14 protein-coding genes and 3 pseudogenes are annotated in these 17,051 nt (G+C 63.9%); 11 read left to right on the top strand and 6 right to left on the bottom strand.

Annotated features, from left to right (window positions below):
* The 5 genes and pseudogenes from J2046_RS33005 to J2046_RS32990 form a co-directional block, all read right to left on the bottom strand.
* The coding region (locus tag J2046_RS33005) for an ISL3 family transposase (protein WP_210058992.1) at positions 1-1,359 on the bottom strand (1,359 nt) is incomplete at its 3' end.
* 69 nt (positions 1,360-1,428) lie between these two features.
* A pseudogene (locus J2046_RS34485) lies at positions 1,429-1,557 on the bottom strand (IS701 family transposase); the annotation flags it as partial.
* Positions 1,558-1,880: 323 nt separating this feature from the next.
* On the bottom strand, positions 1,881-2,912 hold the full coding sequence (locus J2046_RS33000) for an IS110 family RNA-guided transposase (RefSeq protein WP_210058990.1): 1,032 nt from the start codon (positions 2,910-2,912) through the stop codon (positions 1,881-1,883).
* A 150-nt stretch (positions 2,913-3,062) separates the two neighbouring features.
* Positions 3,063-3,311: pseudogene (locus J2046_RS32995) on the bottom strand (IS110 family transposase); the annotation flags it as partial.
* Between the two features lie 71 nt (positions 3,312-3,382).
* Positions 3,383-4,315 carry a LysR substrate-binding domain-containing protein gene (locus tag J2046_RS32990; RefSeq protein ID WP_210058989.1) on the bottom strand — a complete coding sequence of 311 codons (933 nt, stop codon included), beginning with the start codon at positions 4,313-4,315 and terminating at the stop codon, positions 3,383-3,385.
* Positions 4,316-4,430: 115 nt separating this feature from the next.
* On the opposite strand from J2046_RS32990, the gene J2046_RS32985 reads away from it, so the two are divergent.
* From J2046_RS32985 to J2046_RS32940, 10 genes are read left to right on the top strand one after another with little or no spacing between them, the layout of a single operon-like run.
* Complete coding sequence (locus J2046_RS32985) at positions 4,431-5,093, top strand: RraA family protein (protein WP_210058987.1); 663 nt, start codon at positions 4,431-4,433, stop codon at positions 5,091-5,093.
* 5 nt (positions 5,094-5,098) lie between these two features.
* Positions 5,099-6,151: an Ldh family oxidoreductase gene (locus J2046_RS32980; protein WP_210058985.1), complete on the top strand. Its 1,053-nt coding sequence runs from the start codon at positions 5,099-5,101 to the stop codon at positions 6,149-6,151.
* An 11-nt stretch (positions 6,152-6,162) separates the two neighbouring features.
* Entirely contained in the window at positions 6,163-7,317 is a 1,155-nt protein-coding gene (locus J2046_RS32975; RefSeq protein ID WP_210058983.1) for an iron-containing alcohol dehydrogenase, read from the top strand.
* A gap of 22 nt (positions 7,318-7,339) precedes the next feature.
* A complete protein-coding gene (locus J2046_RS32970) occupies positions 7,340-8,818 on the top strand; it encodes an aldehyde dehydrogenase family protein (RefSeq protein WP_210058981.1) in 1,479 nt (492 codons plus the stop codon).
* A gap of 23 nt (positions 8,819-8,841) precedes the next feature.
* Positions 8,842-9,831, top strand: a complete 990-nt coding sequence (locus J2046_RS32965) for a TRAP transporter substrate-binding protein (RefSeq protein WP_210058979.1) — start codon at positions 8,842-8,844, stop codon at positions 9,829-9,831.
* 25 nt (positions 9,832-9,856) lie between these two features.
* Complete coding sequence (locus tag J2046_RS32960; protein ID WP_210058977.1) at positions 9,857-10,411, top strand: TRAP transporter small permease; 555 nt, start codon at positions 9,857-9,859, stop codon at positions 10,409-10,411.
* Positions 10,412-10,421: 10 nt separating this feature from the next.
* Positions 10,422-11,723 carry a TRAP transporter large permease gene (locus J2046_RS32955; RefSeq protein ID WP_210058975.1) on the top strand — a complete coding sequence of 434 codons (1,302 nt, stop codon included), beginning with the start codon at positions 10,422-10,424 and terminating at the stop codon, positions 11,721-11,723.
* A 31-nt stretch (positions 11,724-11,754) separates the two neighbouring features.
* The gene (locus J2046_RS32950; RefSeq protein ID WP_210058973.1) at positions 11,755-12,567 is read left to right on the top strand and encodes a class II aldolase/adducin family protein; all 813 of its coding nucleotides are present in this window, start codon (positions 11,755-11,757) and stop codon (positions 12,565-12,567) included.
* A gap of 41 nt (positions 12,568-12,608) precedes the next feature.
* On the top strand, positions 12,609-14,045 hold the full coding sequence (locus tag J2046_RS32945) for an NAD(P)-dependent oxidoreductase (protein WP_210058972.1): 1,437 nt from the start codon (positions 12,609-12,611) through the stop codon (positions 14,043-14,045).
* Between the two features lie 3 nt (positions 14,046-14,048).
* Positions 14,049-15,302: a glycerate kinase type-2 family protein gene (locus tag J2046_RS32940; RefSeq protein WP_210058970.1), complete on the top strand. Its 1,254-nt coding sequence runs from the start codon at positions 14,049-14,051 to the stop codon at positions 15,300-15,302.
* A 27-nt stretch (positions 15,303-15,329) separates the two neighbouring features.
* Here the strand turns inward: J2046_RS32940 and J2046_RS32935 are convergent.
* Positions 15,330-15,491 (bottom strand): annotated as a pseudogene (locus tag J2046_RS32935) (transposase); the annotation flags it as partial.
* A gap of 201 nt (positions 15,492-15,692) precedes the next feature.
* Here J2046_RS32935 and J2046_RS32930 point away from each other — a divergent pair.
* A partial coding sequence (locus tag J2046_RS32930; protein ID WP_210058968.1) for an ISL3 family transposase occupies positions 15,693-17,051 on the top strand: 1,359 nt, incomplete at its 3' end.

The raw sequence follows: 17,051 nt of genomic DNA, 5'->3' as shown, positions 1-17,051 counted from the left end.
GCGTTCGATCCAGGCCTCCAGATCACCGGGGGACTTGCGGCGCAACATGCCATGGAAGCTCTCGATGACATCCCTGGCCTCCACAAGGTCCGGCAGCCTCTCTTCGATGGCGGCAACCGTCATCGTTTGCGCCTTGGTTAGATTGTTGCGCTCGAGGGTCATCAGGCGAACGACGGTGCGCGCGGCGGGAGCATAGCCGAGTCCGCTTTCGGCCTTTTCGGCCCGTCGTCGTCGCGTTGCCCATTCGGTGACAACGCGGAGACCACCACCAAAACCAGCCAGCCGAAGCTGTCGCCAAAGTTCAGCGCCGTTCCGCAATCCGGCGTCCCATTGCGCTTCAAGCCAAGGGAGATGCGGTTCCAGGGAAGTTTGCCGGATCCGAAAGATGTCGGTCCGCTGACCACGGACGACATTGCGGACCAGCTTTCGGCTATGCCCGGTTCGGCGCACGATTTCCTTGATGGACAAACCCTCGCTGACGAACCCGCGGATAACGGCATTTGCCTCTTCGCGCCGCAGATATCCCTCGTATTGCAGCCGCTCGGCGGCAGTCAGCAGTTTCGGATTTACGGTTGCAGTGCCGATTGCCATCCGGACCTGCCGCATCGATTTGCGAACAGCGTCGAGAAAGGCGTGACTGGCGTTTTCCATCAGATGCCAGCGGTCAGCGACCTGGTCGGCGTGTGGCAGGGCTCGTGCGACGGCCTGCGCATATCCACCACCGCGGTCTCTTGCGACGATCTCGATCTGGGGCTGTTGGACCAGCCAGGCCTCGGCGGTCGCCTGTTCCCTGTCGGGCAACAATGCGATTGCCCTTCGGCGTTCAAGATCGCAAATGATGGTGCCGTATCGATGATTGCGTCGCCAGGCCCAGTCATCAATGCCGATGACGTTCGGCGGTATCGGCGCAGGGCGGCCGTATCGGCGAACGGTTCGCAGCAGCGTATCGTTGCTCATCGGGAATCCGAGACGATCTGCAAATCGCGCCGCCGGGCGACCACCCAGTGCAAGAGCGAGATGATGAACCAAGCAGTCCAGACGGGCTGTCCTACGGGCCATGGGGCGAATGACATCGCCGCCGAAGCGCTCGGCGAAAATCTTTCGGCGGCAATCGCTGACACTACAAACGAAGCGTCTGACGGTCAGGTGCAACTCGATCCGCCGCCCCGCACACGGCAGATCGGCAAGCATCCGAGGATAGCGACTATGAACGCGCCGGGAGACGGTTCCACAGTGGGGGCATCTACATTGCTCTGACCGGCCAGATGCTACGACAACAATCGCGTCGGCCGCATCATGCACTGCTTCAACGTTGAATTCGGCGGGGATCAGATCAGAAAGTCGAAATCGGGTCCGCATGGCGCTGATTCTCCAGAGAAAACAACGCCAGTTGAATCCTAAACATCATCGAGATTGAGTCAGAGCCCCGTTACGACGCCGATTGACACCGATGAGCCCGGATAGGTAAAGCGGACACATCTGCCGTCGTTTTTTGTGTCCCAGCTTGTCCAGAAATGGCTGCAAAAATGCTGAAAGCTCCGTATCCAAATCGGCCATATCGCGCTCCCAATGAAGAGAACGCAAATCATCTCAAACCAGGCTTGCCCGAATCTGCCAAAGTAGTGCTTCTGTAATGGGCCTTTGTCCGTCAAGTCCCTCTGAATGATTATCTCGCCGCTGGGGTCATGCTTCTGTCCGTGGTCAGCACGAAGACTGCCACACTATGCCATCAGATCAACAAGCCAGCAGGTCAATCTAGGAGGCGTGCTTCGCCGAAGCGGTCACAGCACTACACACGACCTTGCCAAGCCTGCGTCCCAGCGACGGGACCTTATCAGATGCAGACCTTGTGCCTGCCTGCATCAATCACATATCTCTCCTCATGCCGCCACAGGGCTTGTGCTCCAGCGAAAGTCCGTTGCATCCACCCACATGCGGTGAAGAACGACACCGAGTTTGCGTGCAAGGGCAACCTTCGCGCGCTTCATCCCGCGACGCCTCGCCACATCGAGCGCCCAACGCTTTAGACTGGAAAAGCGCGTCGCCCGCGTCAGCATTATGTGGGCGGACTCGAACAATGCCGTTCGCACCATTGCGTCGCCGACCTTACTGACGCCGCCATCGCGATCGGTTTCGCCGGATTGATATTTCTTCGGCGTCAGACCGAAGTAGGCACCCACCGTCCTGGACTTTTCGAACCGGGCAGGATCATCAACCGCGGAGCGGTAGGTCAGCGCAACCAGGGCACCGACGCCTGGCGTACTCATCAGCCTTTTGCAAACTTTGTCGGCGCGGGCGATCCTGAGCATCTCGCGGTGCAGCTTCGTAAATTCGCTCCACAGCGCTACTCGCGCCGTCAGCATCGCGTCAATCACGGTCGACAATGTCGAATGCCCTGCAATCAGTTCGCGGATGCGTGCCTCGAAACGCCCGCGGCTGACCTCGCCGACCTTTAACCCATAGCCACGCAGGATGCCCCGGATACTGAGCTCGACGTCGAGCAGCTTGGATTGCAGAAGCTTGCGGCCGACCAATAGAGCCCGAGTGTCCTGGGCCGGCGACGATTTGGCGTGAACCGGGCGATACCATCCCATGCGGAGCAGTTGCGCGATCCCTCGTGCATCCTTGCGGTCAGTCTTCACCGTCATCGCCGAAAGCGCCGCCTTCACATGCCGCGTTTCCAGCAAAACCACATCATGCCCTGCAGCAACGAAAGCCGCATACAGCCATTGGGACAAAGGCCCCGCTTCAAGGCCGATGCGCTCTACGGGAAAGTCCAGTTGATCAAAATACCCGACCAGGCATTCTGGCTCGCTGCCTACTTTGACCTCGCGTACCAACTTGCCCGTCGCGTCGACCACGCACACGCTGCTCTCTTTCAGCGAGACGTCGATTCCTGCATAATACTTCATGGCTGTTCCTCTCATGATGCTTGAGGCCGATCGCTCGGACCTCGCTCCAAACATCATCATTCTGAGGGACAGCCACCAAACTGGCTACTCGTGAGACGCCGGCCCATTACGGCATCTAGGCGCACCGGCTCAGTTCTGCGTGGAAACCAACACATATGGGCGGACATATTCCGGCGACATCAGCCGGATCTCATGACCCCTCGCGGTAAATAGCCGGCCAAGATGGTAAGCCCCACAGCAAGCCTCCATCGCGATAACGCAGGTCGGCAGCTTCTCGACGAATTCGATCAATGTCTGTCGCCGCATCGTTCGACGGACAACCACAGCGCCGCGGTCATCCAACCCAACAACGCTGCAGCTGTTCTTCCCGATGTCGATACCCAAAATGGAAATATGCATGGCTCGGCTCCTTTCCCTTGAAGAGAAGGACATCATACTTGATGTCCTCGGAAGGGCGGGCCATCCCATAATCAACAGACATCACCTCCGCGCCGAGTTCGCGCCTGCGTGGCCATGAACTCCTCGCCGACTTTGAACGCGATGGCGCGGAAGGCGCGGAGCGACGGCGTTTCGCGGCTCGTCCGCCAGGCCAACACGACGCTGACCGGCGGCGGGTTCTCCTGGATGCGCAGGAAAGCGACGCCGGAGACCTGCATGTTCTTGGCGGTCACCGGCACGATCGCGACCCCCATGCCGGCGCTGACAAGGCCCACGACGGTGTGCACTTGCGTCGCCGTCTGGATCGCCTGCGGGGTGAAGCCGGCCGTCTCGCACATCCTAAGGATCGAGGCGTTGAACAGCGGGCTGCTGGCGCGGGGAAAGAGGATGAACGGCTCGTTCGAAAGCCGCGCCAGCGGCGTGGACGCCGACGAGGCCAGCGGGTGATAGGCCGGCACCGCGACTACGAAAGCCTCCTCCATGATCGACAGCGTCTCGATGCCCGGCGCATAGCGGGCCGGCCGCGTCAGTCCGACGTCGATGTCGTCGCGGGCGAGCGCCGTGGCCTGGTCGGCGATGCTCATCTCCCTGAGCTCCAGCTCCACGTCCGGGTAGAGATCGCGGAAGCGCTGCAGCGTTCGCGGCAGGAGCCCGTAGGTCGAGGAATGGATGAAGCCGATGGTGAGCCGTCCGAGTTCGCCCTTGCCGGCGCGGCGCACATCCTGCTCCAGCTGCTCGAGTTCGCGCAGGATGGAGCGGCTGCGCTCCAACATCAACGCGCCGGCGGCCGTCAGCTCCACCTTCCGCTGGGTGCGCACGAAGAGTGCGGCACCCGTCTGCTGCTCGATCCGCTGGATTTGCCGCGACAGCGCCGGCTGGGCGATGTGCAGCCGTGCCGCCGCCCGGCCGAAATGCAGTTCCTCGCCCACGGCCTGCACATAGCGCAACTGACGGATTTCGAGCATCGGTAATACCTCCAGGACATCAATAGAAGGCTCACAATGTATTGGACGTCAATAGAAGGGCTGCCTAGGATCCCCGACACGAACAAAAAACGCGACTGCGTTTCGGGAGGTTACATTGCTAGGATTTCGCGTAGCGGAGGATTTCGGTCGTCCGTCGAAGGAACTCGTCGAAAAATTTCGCACGATCCCCACCGCCATCGTCAGCGACAACATGCACCGCGTCTTCGCCGGCGGCACGGGCCTGCGGCCCTTTCACGGTGATGCCATGATGTGCGGTTCGGCGCTGACCGTGCGCACACGCCCAGGCGACAATCTCATGGTCCACAAGGCGCTCGACATCGCCATGCCGGGCGACGTGATCGTGGTCGATGCCAGCGGCGATCTCACCAACGCCATCATTGGCGAGATCATGCTCAACTACGCAATCACCCGCGGTGTCGCCGGCTTCGTCATCGACGGCGCGGTACGGGATAGCGGCGCGATCGCAAAGGGCGGCCTGCCGGTCTATGCCCGAGGTGTCACCCATCGCGGCCCCTACAAGGACGGCCCCGGCGAGGTCGGTGTTCCGGTCACGGTCGGCGGCATGGTGGTCTCCTCCGGCGACATCATGCTCGGCGACGAGGACGGCGTACTTGCCGTACCGCAGAGCCACGCGGAAGAGATCCTGGCGCTTGCGCTCAGCCAGCAGGGCCGCGAGGCCGGCATCCTCGCCAGCATCGCCGACGGCACGGTCGACCGCACCTGGGTCGACCAGACGCTGCGCACCAAGGGACTATGAGCGCCATGACCCACAGTGCCTCGAAACTCGTCGATTATTCCACGAAGCTACTGGTGGCGGCCGGGGCACCAGACGTCGTGGCTCGCGCGGTCTCCGAAAGCCTTGTCGCGGCCGATGTACGTGGCGTCAGTTCCCACGGCGTGGTGCGCCTCGGCGTTTACCTGAAGCGCATGGCCGAGGGCATGATCGATCCGAAGGCCGAACCCCAATTGGAGCGCGACGACGGGCCGGTCGGCTTGCTCGACGGCCGCAACAATTTCGGCGCCTATGTCGGCGCCCGCGGCCTGGACATCGCCATGGCCCGCGCCAAGACCCAGGGTGCCTACATTCTCGGCGTCCGTCACTCCAATCACTTCGGCACTGGTGCGCATTACCTGCAACAGGCGGTCTCGCAAGGGCTCGGTATGATCGTCATGTCCAACGCGTCCCAGACGATGCCGCCCACAGGGGGGGTGCGCCCCTTCATGGGAACGAACCCGATCGCCTTCGGTTTTCCGACCGGCACCGACGTTCCCTTCATCCTAGACATGGCCACGAGCCTCGTCGCCCGCGGCAAGATCATCGTCGCCGCCAGCAAGGGCGAGGCGATCCCGCTCGGCTGGGCGGTCGATAAGGAAGGCAATCCCACTACCGACGCACATGCCGCACTCGACGGCGCTGTGCTGCCCCTCGGCGGGCCGAAGGGTTCAGGTCTCGCGATGGCGATCGACATCCTGTGTGGCGTACTGACCGGCGCGGGTTTCGGCCCCTCGGTGAACAACATGTACGACAACTGGGAAGAGCCCCAGAACGTCGGTCACATGTTCATAGTGCTCGACATTGCGCGCTGGATGCCGCTCGAAACCTTCAAGGACCGCCTCGATGATTACATCCGCCTTCTGAAGCTGGAGCCCCGGGCGGGCGGCGTCGACGAAATCTTCTACGCGGGCGAGATCGAAAGCCGGCTCGAGGCCAGTCGTCTCCGCGACGGCATCACGCTGCCGGCCAAGGTCGAGGACGAACTCAACGCCCTCGGCGCGGCCTACGGCCTTTCGCTCAACGAACTTCAATTGTCCTGAAAGAACGAACCATGCGTGCATTCTCCTACCACATCCCGACGCAGATCGAATTCGGCAATGGCGCGATCGCCCGGCTGCCGGAGTTCGTCAAGGCCCTCGGCGGCTCGCGCGTGCTGGTCGTCGGCGACCCCGGCGTGCAGCGCGCCGGCCTTATCGATCGCGTCCAGGCGATCCTCACCGGCGCCTCGATCTTCAGCGCGGTCTTTGCCGATGTCGAAAGCGATCCGGCGACCCGCTCCGTTGACGAGGGCACCGTCCACGGCAAAGCGAACGGCTGCGACCTCGTGGTCGGCATCGGCGGCGGCAGCGCGCTGGACACCGCAAAGGCGATCGGCCTGATGCTGGTCAACGACGGCAACATCAAGGATTATGTCGGCATCGGCAAGGTGCCGAGGGCCGGCACGCCGGTGATCGCCGTACCCACCACGGCCGGTACGGGCAGCGAACTCACCATCTGGTCCGTGCTGTCCGATAAGGTCGCGAAGGCCAAGATCAGCGTCGGCAGCGTGCTGAACTGCCCGGCGATCGCGCTTCTCGATCCGGAACTGACGCTTTCGTTGCCGCCGCAGATCACCGCCGCCACCGGCATGGACGCGCTGACCCACGCGCTGGAGTCTTACGTCAACACCGCGACGCAGCCGATCTCGGAGGCGATGTCCGACCAGGCGATGACGCTAATCGCAAGGAGCCTGCGCAAGGCGGTCGCCGACGGCTCCGACGTCGAGGCGCGTGGCGACATGCTGCTCGCCAGCACCATCGCAGCCATGGCCTTCAACAGCACGCGCCTGGGCTTGGTACACGCCTTCGCCATGCCGCTCGGCGCGAAGTTCGGCATTCCCCACGGCCTGGTCAACGCGATCATGCTGCCGGAGGTGATGCGCTTCAACCATCTCGCCAACCCCCGCAAGTTCGCCCGCATCGCCGAGATCTTCGGCGAGAAGACCGCCGGTCTTTCGGTCGAGGAGGCTGCCGCGCTCTCCGTCTCGGCCATCGAGAAGCTGAAGCTCGATGTCGGCATCACCGCAAAGCTCAGCAATTTCGGCGTCACGGAAGGCCGCTTCGACGAGATCGTCGATGAGGCGATGCTGTCCGGCAACGTGCCGGTCAATCCGCGCCAGCCGACCCACGACGACATGAAGGCCCTGCTCAGGGCCGAGTTGGTCTGAGCGACCGGGGAGGAGAATGACCATGTCCGACATGTTGAGCTGGCTCGCCGGAGCCGTTGGCGGAACCTACGGAAACTTCATCGGCGGCGAATGGAAGCCTGCCGGCGACAAGGCGTCCCAGATCTTCAACCCCGCAGATCGCGACCAGTCCCTCGGCCGTTTCGCCGACAGCGGCGCGGCGGAAGTGGACGAGGCGGTCGTCGCGGCCCACAAGGCATGGCTCTCATGGCGGCAGGTGCCGGGGCCGGATCGCGGGGCGATCCTGTTCCGCGCCGCCGACCTTCTGGAGCAGCGGATCGACGAACTCGCCTTCATCCTCGCCGCCGAGCAGGGCAAGGTGCTGGCGGAGGCGCGCGGCGAAGTCGGCCGCGCCGCCAAGGAGCTGCGGTTTTCCGCCGGCGAGGCGAGCCGTATCGACGGTGACGTGCTGCCCAGCGAAAAGCGCAACGGCCTCGCCATGACGCTGCGAGAGCCGATCGGCGTCGTCGCCGCCATCGGCCCGTGGAACTTCCCGGTCGTCACCCCGGTTCGCAAGATCGGCCCGGCGCTTGCCTTCGGCTGCAGCGTCGTCCTGAAATCGTCGAACCTCACCCCGTGGTCCGCCGTCAAGCTGATGGACGTGTTCCGTGACGCCGGCGTCCCGGCAGGCGTCGTCAGTCTCGTGCTGGGTTCCGGCCGCGCGGTCGGCGAGGCGCTGATCCGCCACCCGCTGGTGCGCGGCGTATCCTTCACCGGTTCGACCGGCACGGGCGTCGCGATCAACGCAGAGGCCGGCCGCCGACTGGTGCGCACCCAGTTGGAGCTCGGCGGGAAGAACCCCGCCGTCGTCCTCGACTACGACAATGCTGCGACCATCGCCAGGCAGATCGCCGGCGCCGCCTTCGCCTGTTCGGGCCAGCGCTGCACGGCGCTGAGCCGCATCGTCGTGCTGGAGAAGAACGCCCGCGAGATCACCGAAGCGCTGGAAGCGGAAATGGCGGCGATCAGGGTCGGCCCTGCCTGGCAGGCCGGCGCCACGATGGGCCCGCTGATCACCGCCCAGCACAAGGCCTCCGTCATGGGGCATATCGCCCATGCGCGGGAGGATGGCGCGACGCTCGCGCTCGGCGGCACGTCCATGGAGGACGGCGACTTCGCCAAGGGTCATTTCGTCGCGCCGACGCTGTTCACCGGCGTCGCCAAGACCTCGCGGCTCGCGCTTGAGGAGGTCTTCGGCCCGGTGCTTGCCGTCATTCCGGTCGGCTCGATCGATGAGGCGATCGAGGTGGCCAACAGCGTCGAATACGGGCTGGCGGCCTCCGTCTACACCAACGACGTCAACCTCTCGCTGCGGTTCGCCCGCGAGAGCCAGTCCGGCATGGTCCACGTCAATCACGGAACGGCCAGCGAGGCGCACATGCCCTTCGGCGGCGTCAAGGCGTCCGGCTTCGGCGCCTATTCCATCGGCCATTCCAACCAGGAGTTCTTCACGACCGTCAAGGCCGTCTATTTCCAAAGCTAGTGTTCAATCGGGAGGAGACCAACATGAACATGAAACTGAAAACGGCAGCCCTGCTGGCCGCCGTGGCTCTCTTTGCCACCAGTGCATCTGCAGAAACCGTCCTTCGCCTCGGCCATGTCTGGCCGGATTCGGAAATCCACGCGGCGGCGGCGAAGAAGTTCGCCGACGACGTCGCGGCCGCCACGAACGGCGAGGTCAAGATCGAGATCCACGGCAACAGCACGCTCGGCAGCGACCGCGAACTGCTCGAAGGCATCAAGTTCTCGTCCAACGACATCTGGGTCGGCGGGGCCGGCGTGCTGTCGACGGCGTCCGAGACCGCCCGTATCTTCACACTGCCCTTCATGATCCGCGACGTGAACCATTACAACGCCGTCTATGGCGGCCCGGTGGGCGGCGAGATCACCAAGCGCATCCGGGACGAATCCGGTTACGAGGTCGTCGCCTACTGGCTGCGCGGCCCGCGCTGGCTGACCACCAAGGTTCCGGTCGAAAAGCCGGAAGATCTTTCCGGCCTGAAGATCCGCGTTCCCGACAGCCCGGTCACCGTGCAGTCCTGGAACCAGCTCGGCGCCTCCGCGACACCGATGAACTTCGGCGAGGTGTTCAACGCCCTCCAGCAGGGCGTCATCGACGGGCAGGAAAACCCGCTGTCGCTGATCCTATCTTCGAAGTTCTCGGAAGTCGTGAAGCATCTCGTGCGCACCGAGCACGCCTACGAGCCGGTGGTGGTCGTCATGGATGCCGGCCGCCTCGTCGCTATGCCGGAAGACCAGCGCAAGGCAATCATCGATGCCGCCAACGGCGCCGCCAAGGCCTATGCCTCGGAAGAGGTGCTGAAGGGCGAGCAGACCTTCGTCAAGCAGCTTCAGGATGCCGGCATGACGCTGATCGAGCCGGACAAGAAGCCCTTCCAGGAGCGTGTCGGCACGGAGTTCGTCCACAAGGCGTTCGCCCCCGTCGCCGATCTCTACGACAGCGTCGCCGCTGTCGAGGCCCCGAACGGGCAGTAAGCCCGCTTAACCGGAAGATGCTTCGATGAAACCCTCGTCCAACGAGGCCGTTGTCGGCCTTTCTACGAGCCAGCAATATCATCGCCCGAAATGGGCGATGATCCGATGGCTCGACATGCTCAACGCCCTGGTCCTCAATTTCCTGGCGGGCGTCATGGGCCTTCTCGCCTGTCTCGGGATCGCCCAGGTCGTGGCGCGCTACGTGTTGAAATCGCCTATCGCCTGGTCGGAGGAGTTCATCCGTTTCGCGCTGATCTGGTGCGTTTTCCTCGGCGCAGGCGTCGTGGTGCGCCGCGGCATGTTGGTCGCCGTCGAAGCGATCTTCATTGCCGTGCCCGCCTCCGTGGCGCGGATCATAAGCGTCTTCAGCATCGCCATCAGCATCGTCTTCTGGGCAATCCTCATCTACTACGGCTGGACCGTCAGCGGCATGGTCGGAACCCTGATATCCGGCTCGCTCGAACTGCCGATGCGCTACGTCTACCTCGCCATTCCGGTCGGCGCGTTCCTCGCCCTCGTGAACACCATCGCCGTCGCCGTCGATCCGCCGCCGAGCGTGATCGTCCAGGCCGCAAGCTGAGACCATCGCCATGTTTCCCGTCGCGCTCACCGCTTCCATGCTCATCTTCTTCACCTGCGCGGTGCCGATCGCCATCACGCTCGGCATGGTCTCCGCCATGACCATGTACGGCTCCGGCATTCCGCTGCAGGCCATGATCCAGCGCATGTTCGCTGCGCTCGATTCCTTCCCGCTGACAGCCATTCCCTTCTTCATCCTCGCCGGCGCGCTGATGGAGGTGAGTGGCATCTCCACCCGTCTGGTCAACTTCGCCCAGTCGCTCGTCGGCCGCGCCACCGGCGGCCTTGGCCTCGTCGCGGTGCTGTCGGCGATGTTCTTCGCCGCGATTTCCGGATCGAGCGCCGCGACGACGGCGGCGATCGGCGGCATCCTCATCCCGGCCATGGCGGCGCGTGGCTATTCGCGGCCCTTCGCCACTTCCGTACAGGCGTCCTCTGGCGAGCTCGGCGTCATCATCCCGCCCTCGATCCCGATGATCATCTTCGCGCTGACCGCCGGCGTGCCGGTCTCGATCGGTGATCTCTTCCTCGCTGGTATCCTTCCCGGCCTGCTGGTGGCTGGCGGCTTGATGCTGACCGTCTACCTCGTCAGCAAGCGCAAGGGCTACGGCAGGGCGAAACCCGGCGCGTCCGGCGACGGGCTTGGCCCGCAGCCCGGCGTGTGGGAAAGCTTCAAGGCGGCCATCCTGCCGCTCATGCTGCCCGCACTCATCCTCGGCGGCATCTACGGCGGCATCTTCACGCCGACCGAAGCCTCGGCGGCCGCCGTCTGCTTTGCGCTGATCATCGGTGTCGTCGTGTTCCGCACCATCACCGTCGAGAAGCTGGTGACGGCTCTGCGCTCGTCTCTGCTCAACACCGTCGTCATCTTGCTGATCATCTCGTCGGCCAGCGTCTTCGGCTGGGTGCTGACGGCAAACCGCATCCCGGAGCTGATCTCGCAGGTCTTTGTGTCGATCTCAGACAATCCGCTGGTCTTCCTGCTGTTGATCAACCTGCTGCTGCTTCTCGTCGGCATGTTCCTGGAGACGGGTGCCGCGATCACCGTGCTGGCCCCCATCCTGACGCCGGTGGCGCTGAAGATGGGCATCGACCCGATCCATTTCGGGATCGTAATGATCGTCAATCTCGCGGTCGGCATGACCACGCCGCCTGTCGGCGTCAATCTCTTCGTCGCCTGTCAGGTAGCGGGGCTGAGGATCGAGCACATCATCCGCAGCATGCTGCCCTTCTACCTGTCGCTGCTGATCTGTTTGGCGATCATCACCTATGTGCCGGGCCTCACCCTCTGGCTTCCGCAACTGTTCAAGTAGTCGTCACGTCGACCAGCGAAGGAGGATTTCCATGCCGACCGCACAGCAGAAGAAATCGATCTACGAACCCGATCAGGAAGGCCTGCACTTCCCCCGCGAACCGGTCTTCCAGACGCTCGCGGAGGAACGCCAGCACCGCCGCGAGCGGCTGGCCGCGGTCTGCCGGATCTTCGCCCGCTACAAGTTCGAGTACGGCTTCGCGGGCCACGTCACGGTGCGCGATCCCGAGCACCTCGACCTGTTCTGGACCAACCCCTTCGGCATGAGTTTCTCGCGGGTGCGCGCCTCGGACCTCATCCTCGTCGATCACGCCGGCAAGGTTGTGGAGGGCACCTGGGCCGTCAATCGCGCCGGCTTCGTGCTGCATTCGGCGATCCACGAAGCGCATCCCGACATCGTCGCCTCCTGCCATGCCCACACCGTCAACGGCATGGCGTGGGCGGCGCTCGGGCGTCCGCTCGATCCGATCACCCAGACCGCCTGTGGCTTCTACGGTCATCAGGCGGTGATCACCGAGGAGGCCGGCGCCGTGGTGGTGGAGAAGGGGGCCGGCAACAGCGTCGCCAACGCCTTCGGCAACGCTAAGGTCGCCATCCACCAGAACCACGGGCTGTTCAGCGTCGGGCGTCACAGCATCGACGAGGCCGCCTGGTGGTTCATCGCGCTGGAACGCGCCTGCGAAATCCAGCTGAAGGCCGAGGCGACTGGCTCGCCGCTGAAACTGGTCGCGCCGGAAAAAGCCGCCCATTCTGCCAAGCACCTTGCAACGCCTTTCATGGGGTGGCTACACTTCCAGCCCATCTACGACTGGATCATCCGGACCGATCCGGATCTGGTGAACTGAGCGGACGCACTGCAGCGACCGGCTGAGAGGACGACGAAACCATGCATGACACTGACATCCGCCGGACCTACCGGGTCCTCATCTGCGACCCGGTGGGCCTGCGGCCGGGGCCTGACGGCCGGCCGGACTGCTCCGAGGTGCGCCGACACGTCGAGGAGGCCGGCTGCACGTTCCACGACGGCGACGCCATCGTCGGTGCCGACTGCGGCGGTGGCGGTATCCACTTCGTTTACCGACCGGACCTGAACACCGCCGAAGATTTCGCCGCCGAAGCGTATGATGGTCTGTACGACGCGGTGATCGCCGCGGCGACCGTCGTGCCGGCCGACACCGCTTTCCCCGAGGGCGGCGTTCGGATCGGGGCGGGCACGGGCAACATGCAGTCCCGCTCCTGGGGCGGCGGATCGGGTGGCGGCGGCGCGGCGCCGCTGATGAACACGCCCGGCATCAACAGCCGCGCTACGGCGCAGATGGTGATGAAGGCGATCCTGCGCTTCCTCCCGGATCTGCCGTTCGACCTGCTGCACGAACGCACCGTGTCCGGCCGTTTCGATACGGGCCGCGACCTGAAGGATTTCCCGACCGGGAAGCTGGAAGGCCGGCTCATCGCTGTGCTTGGCTACGGCAATATTGGCCGCGAGGTCGCGCGCCTTGCCGACGCCTTCGGCATGCGCCCTGTGATCTATGCCCGCGAGCGGCATCGCCGCTGGATTGAAGCCGAGGGCTTCCGTTACGCGGCAACGCCCGTCGAGGCGTCCGCCGGCGCCGACATCGTTTCCGTCCATCTCGGCCTCGGCGCGGCCGATGCTACGACCGGACGCTTCGCCAATGCCGGCCTTGTCGGAGAGGCGATCTTCGATGCGGTCAGGCCCGGCGCCACGCTCGTCAATTTCGATCGCGGCGAACTGGTCGACGCCGCAGCCCTCGACACTGCGATGGGCGATGGCCGCATCCGTTTCGCCGCGATCGACGCCGACATCTTCAGCGACGCCGCGACCGGCGCGGTCTCCGGTCCGCTCGCGCCCTATCTGCCGCTGGTGGAACGCCATGCCGGCCGCCTGCTGCTTCTGCCGCATGCGGTTGCCGACACCGATCATCCGTCGCGGGTGGCGGGCGCGAAACAGGCCGTAGACCAGATCCTCGAGGCGATCCGCTTCCGAAGGGTGGGCAATCTCAAGGGTGATCTCCCCAATGGCTATATCGCCGTGCCCGGCGGCGCGATCCACGGCATCGGCGGCGCTTCCGCCGGCACGTTGGCGGGCGTTGCCGAGGACGCGGACGTCGTGCGGGAACTCGCCGATACGGCCGGCCGACTCCATGATTTCTGGACACGCCTCGCCGCCGCGGCGGATGCCAAAGAGCGGCAGGCCCTCTGCGCGGCGATGGGCGACGGCGTTATGCTGGACATCAATCGGCAGGCCGCCTTGAGGGGCGCACTCGGCCTTCACGGCCCCTTCACCGGCAAACCGCGGGACTGAGCGATGGACAAGCCTTTCCTCGCCGCCCTTTTCGACGTGGCCGTCGAGGCCGCCGATCCCCTGACCGGCATCAGCGCCCACCTGCCGGAGCCGCCGCCGAGCGGCCGCACGGTCGTTATCGGGGCGGGCAAGGGCGCGGCGCAGATGGCGGCGGCGCTGGAAACGCTCTGGCCCGGCCCACTTACCGGCATCGTCGTGACGCGCTACGGCTATGGCTGTGAGACGCGTGGCATCGAGGTGCTGGAGGCGGCGCACCCGGTTCCCGACGGGGCCGGGCTTGCAGCCGGCGCACGGCTCCTCGATCTGGTTTCCGGGTTGACGGAAAACGATCTCATCATCGCCCTGGTCTGCGGCGGCGGATCGGCGTTGCTCCCGGCGCCGCCCGAAGGGCTGTCGCTCGCCGACGAGATCGCCGTCAACGAGGCGCTGCTCGCTTCCGGCGCGCCGATCTCCGCGATGAACGTGGTGCGCAAGCACGTCTCGCGCATCAAGGGCGGACGGCTCGCTGCGGCGACCCACGCCCGCGTCGTCAGCCTGCTGGTTTCGGACATTCCCGGCGATAATCCTGCAGCCATCGCCTCCGGCCCGACGATACCCGACGCCTCGACGCGTGCGGATGCGCTGGCGATCGTTGCGCAGTACCGCCTCGATCTGCCCGCCGCCGTCATGGCGCACCTGAACGGCCCGGCGGCCGACGCACCGATGCCCGACGATCTGGTCTTCGCCCGACACGAGCATCACATCGTCGCCTCGGCGCGCGTTTCGCTGGAGGCTGCTGCGGCCGAGGCATGGGGCCACGGCGTCATGCCGGTCATCCTATCGGATGCGATGGAAGGCGAGGCGCGCGACGTGGCGCTCGTCCATGCCGCGATCGCCCGTGAGGTGCTGGCGCGGGGCCGGCCATTTTCACGACCGGCGGTGCTGCTCTCCGGCGGCGAGACGACGGTGACATCGCGAGGAAGGGGCGGGCGGGGCGGCCGAAACGGTGAATTCGCGCTTGCCATGGCGCTTGCCATCGACGGCCACGCCATCGAAATTCTGGCGGCCGATACGGACGGCATCGACGGCTCCGAGGACAATGCCGGCGCTTTCGCCGACGGAACGACAGTGCGACGTCTGCGCGCCGCCGGAATCGATCCGAAAGAAATGTTGGATCGCAACGATAGCTATACGGCATTCTCCATCATCGGTGATCTCCATGAGACTGGACCAACCGGCACAAATGTGAATGATTTCCGCGCAGTCCTTATTCGGTGATCGCCCGTTAGGTTCAGGACTCGTTGATCAGAGCCAGAAGATAACGGTTGCCGCGAGAGCGATGGCGGAGAGGAAGACCATTGGGCATCTGTCGTAGCGGGTAGCGACACGCCGCCAGTCTTTGAGACGCCCGAACATGATCTCGATCCGGTTGCGCCGTTTGTACCGGCGTTTATCGTATTTGAGGGCGTGTCGCAAAGCTGGCGATAGGACGCGTTGAGCCGATAATCACCCAGCTTTCACGCTTTGTTAACCTTTTGAAGTCCGAAGAGGCGCCCGAGCAGATCGTTTTGATCGTTGACTGTCAATCGGCATCGAAACGGGGCTCTGACTCATTTTCGATGATGTTTGGGATTCTGCTGACATGGTTTTCGATGGAGAATCAGTGTCATGCGCTCCCAATTCCGTCTTTCCGATCTGATCCCAGCCGAGTTTGTGGTGGAAACAATTCGCGAGGATGCCACGGCAATCGCGATCTCTGCACGTGCTGCTTCGAGCTGTAGCTCATGTCCTCGATGCGGTACGGCGTCTCATCGTGTTCATAGCCGCTATCCTCGGGTGATCGCCGATCTACCGTGTTGCGGACGACGGATCGAATTGCATCTTACCGTTCGACGGTTCATTTGCAGCGCCGACAATTGCCGTCGAAAGATTTTCGGCGAACGGTTCGGCGATGACGTGGTCCGACCAATGGCCCGCAGGACAGCGCGTCTGGATACCTTGGTTCGTCATCTCGCTCTTGCCTTGGGTGGTCGCCCGGCGGCGCGATTTGCGGATCGCCTTGGCTTTCCAGTTAGCAATGATACGTTGCTGCGCACCGTTCGGCGATATGATCGCCCACCGCCAATACCACCGAGCGTCATCGGGATAGATGACTGGGCATGGCGTCGCAATCATCGATATGGCACGATCATTTGCGATCTTGAGCGGCGAAAAACGATCGCATTGTTACCTGATCGGGAGCCGGCAACCGCTAAAGCCTGGCTGGTCCAACAGCCCCAGATCGAAATCGTCGCACGAGACCGTGGAGGCGGATATGCGCAGGCTGCCGCACAGGCCCTGCCGCAGGCCGACCAGGTCGCAGACCGTTGGCATCTTATGGAGAACGCTAGCCACGCCTTTCTCGACGCCGTACGCAAATCTATGCGACAGGTCCGCATGGTCATTGGGACAGCAACCATCAACCCGAAGCTGCTCACTGCCGCGGAGCGCCTGCAATACGAGGGTTATCTGCGGCGTGAGGAAGCCAATGCCGTTATCCGCGGGTTCGTTGCCGACGGTGTGTCCATCAAGGAAATCGTGCGAAGAACCGGACACAGCCGAAAATTGGTCCGCAGTGTCGTCCGTGGTCAGCGCACCGATATATTCCGGGTCCGACAAAGCTCGCTCGAGCCGCATTTGCCATGGCTTGAAGCGCAGTGGGATGCCGGACTGCGAAACGGAGCTGAGCTATGGCGGCAACTTCGATTGGCTGGCTTCGGTGGCAGCCTACGGGTTGTCACTGAATGGGCTACTCGACGACGGCGTGCAGAAAAGGCCGAAAGCGGTCTCGGCTATGCGCCGGCTGCACGCACCATAGTTCGTCTGATGACCCTTGAAAGAAACAATCTGACCAAGGCTCAAACAATGACGGTCGCCGCCATCGAAGAAAGGTTGCCGGACCTTATCGAAGCCAGAGATGTCGTCGAGAGTTTCCACGAAATGCTACGTCACAAGTCCAGAGACAATCTGGGCGCTTGGATCGACCGG

Origin of the sequence: Neorhizobium petrolearium (genome assembly GCF_017873175.1) — a bacterium.
Lineage (GTDB): Bacteria > Pseudomonadota > Alphaproteobacteria > Rhizobiales > Rhizobiaceae > Neorhizobium > Neorhizobium petrolearium.
The sequence above is the reverse complement of the archived record's forward strand: the minus strand, read 5'-3'. Positions and strand labels throughout refer to the sequence as shown.